This window comes from Flavobacterium zhairuonense (assembly GCF_004352915.1).
In the GTDB taxonomy this organism is placed as follows: domain Bacteria; phylum Bacteroidota; class Bacteroidia; order Flavobacteriales; family Flavobacteriaceae; genus Flavobacterium; species Flavobacterium zhairuonense.
On record NZ_SJSY01000038.1, the window covers coordinates 1 to 1,069 of the forward strand.

The 1,069-nt window shown below is 44.2% G+C and carries 1 protein-coding gene; it reads left to right on the forward strand.

Annotated elements, in window-relative coordinates; genetic code table 11:
• A partial coding sequence (locus EYY60_RS00080) for a hypothetical protein (RefSeq protein WP_208749425.1) occupies positions 1-1,069 on the forward strand: 1,069 nt, incomplete at both ends.

Sequence of the window (1,069 nt, forward strand, 5' to 3'; positions counted from 1 at the left end):
GGACGCAAATGGCTGTTCAGTGACGATCACAAACGGAGTTAATGTTCCGGCATTGAATCCTCCAACTGATTTGACTATCGCAACTACAGTACCAGATACTTGTTCAGGTGACGCTACAGTCGAAATCACGGCTACGGTAGGCGGAACAGGCACGCTTTATTATGAGATCTTATCTCCAATAACAAGAATTAAACAAACGACTACAACATTTGCAAACTTGGCTCCAGATACTTACGTATTCCAGGTTACGGATGCAAACGGATGTACATATACAGAATCTCATACGGTAGATCCTGTTGTGAATATTACGGTTTCAAGCACATTGCTTGCAAACGTTTCTTGCAACGGCGGATCTAACGGATCAGTTCAATTTGATGTTGCGGATCACGCAGGCGGATTTACTTCTACATTGATTGCTGGTACAGGAACGCTTTCAACAACAGGAAACGTCGTGACGGCTACAGGATTAGTGGCAGGTAACTATACATTGGAAGTTACGGATACGGCTACAGGCTGTAAAGCTACAGCAAGCATGACTGTTACAGAGCCGGATGCATTAGCATTGGCAATCGACAAGAACAAGAATGCAAACTGTGGTTCTGATGCGAAAGTGAGTGTAATCGCTACTGGCGGAACAGCTCCATATCAGTATTCATTTGTACCGGCAACAGCTACAGGCCCTGGAACTTATTCAGCTTCAAATGAAGCATTATTGGATCCTACGACTACAAACTGGAAAGTTTATGTAATGGATGCCAACAGCTGTGTTATCGGAACGCCATTCCCAATAACCATTGGAAGCGACGATGCGCCAACAATCACTGCTCCGGCATTGATCTGTTTTGTAGGAACATCTACTAATGTAACGGTTACTTACACATCAGACACGGATCTTGCAACAGCACCGATGTTCAGCGTAAATGGAGGAAGCTTCCAAGCTTCGCCAACATTTGCAATCAATGCTCCTGGAACTTACAATTTTGTGATCAAGGACGAGAACGGTTGTACAGCTTCAGCTTCATACGAAGTTAAGCCTCAGGTTACTCTACAGGCTGATCTAGTTCAAGAT